The following is a 1420-nucleotide window of genomic DNA, read 5'->3' on the forward strand; positions in this document are numbered from 1 at the left end:
GCACTTGCCATGGGTGCCGACCGCGCCATCCTGGTCGAGACCGAAGACCAGGTCGAGCCACTCGCGGTTGCCAAGATCGTCAAGGGTGTGGCCGAGGCTGAACAGCCGGGCCTGATCATCGTCGGCAAGCAGGCGATTGATGATGACAGCAACCAGACCGGCCAGATGCTGTCGGCCCTCTTGGGCTGGGCCCAGGGCACCTTTGCCTCCAAGGTCGAGATCGGCGATGGCAAGGCAACCGTCACCCGCGAAGTCGACGGTGGTCTGCAGACCATCGACATCAAGCTGCCGGCAGTCGTCACCACCGACCTGCGCCTGAACGAGCCGCGTTACGCGTCGCTGCCGAACATCATGAAGGCGAAGAAGAAGCCGCTCGACAAGAAGACGCCCGCCGACTTCGGCGTCGACACCTCGGCCCGCCTCAAGGTGCTGAAGACCGAGGAACCGTCGGGCCGCAAGGCCGGCATCAAGGTCAAGTCGGTCGCCGAGTTGGTCGAAAAGCTGAAAGTCGAAGCCGGCGTGCTCTAAGTTCAGCAAAGGGAGATATCATCATGGCCATTCTTCTTCTGGCTGACCACGACAGCAACCACCTTTCCGACCAGACCGCCAAGGCGCTGACGGCTGCCGCCAAGATCGCCAGTGGGACTGGAGCCGATGTGCACATCCTCGTTGCCGGTAACGGCGCCAAGGCCGCCGCCGAGCAGGCCGCCAGGCTTGCGGGCGTTGCAAAGGTGCTCGTTGCCGACGACGCCTCGCTTGCCAACAATCTCGCCGAGCCGCTGGCAGCCCTCATCGTCTCGCTCGCCGGCAGCTACGACACGATCGTCGCTGCCGCGACCTCGGTCGGCAAGAACGTGCTGCCGCGCGTTGCAGCCCTGCTCGACGTCGCCCAGGTCTCGGAAATCATCGAGGTCGTCTCTTCCGACACTTATCTGCGCCCGATCTATGCCGGCAACGCCATCCAGACGGTGCAGACGACGGAAGCCAAGCGCGTCATCACCGTGCGCACCGCCTCCTTCGCCTCTGCCGCCGAAGGCGGTTCGGCTGCACTCGAAAGCGTTTCGGCGGCGGCCAACCCCGGCGTTTCCTCCTTCGTCGCCGATGCCCTGTCGTCGTCCGACCGTCCGGAACTSACCTCKGCCAAGATCATCATCTCCGGTGGCCGCGCCCTCGGTTCCTCGGAGAAGTTCCAGGAAGTCATCCTGCCGGTCGCCGACAAGCTCGGTGCCGCCGTCGGTGCCTCGCGCGCCGCCGTCGAYGCCGGYTATGCCCCGAACGACTGGCAGGTCGGCCAGACCGGCAAGGTGGTCGCACCCGATCTCTACATCGCCTGCGGCATCTCCGGTGCCATCCAGCATCTGGCCGGCATGAAGGACTCGAAGGTCATCGTCGCRATCAACAAGGACGAAGAGGCGCCGAT

General features: G+C 64.8%; 2 protein-coding genes. Both read left to right on the forward strand.

Going from position 1 to position 1420, the window contains the following annotated elements; genetic code table 11:
* A partial coding sequence (locus tag AB4Z53_RS35285) for an electron transfer flavoprotein subunit beta/FixA family protein (protein ID WP_441600066.1) occupies nt 1–528 on the forward strand: 528 nt, incomplete at its 5' end.
* Nucleotides 529–551: 23 nt separating this feature from the next.
* Nucleotides 552–1420 (forward strand): electron transfer flavoprotein subunit alpha/FixB family protein (locus AB4Z53_RS35290; protein ID WP_441600068.1); only part of this gene is annotated, 869 nt, incomplete at its 3' end.

The sequence above is a fragment of the Ensifer sp. 2TAB8 genome, from assembly GCF_052115125.1.
Lineage (GTDB): Bacteria > Pseudomonadota > Alphaproteobacteria > Rhizobiales > Rhizobiaceae > Ensifer.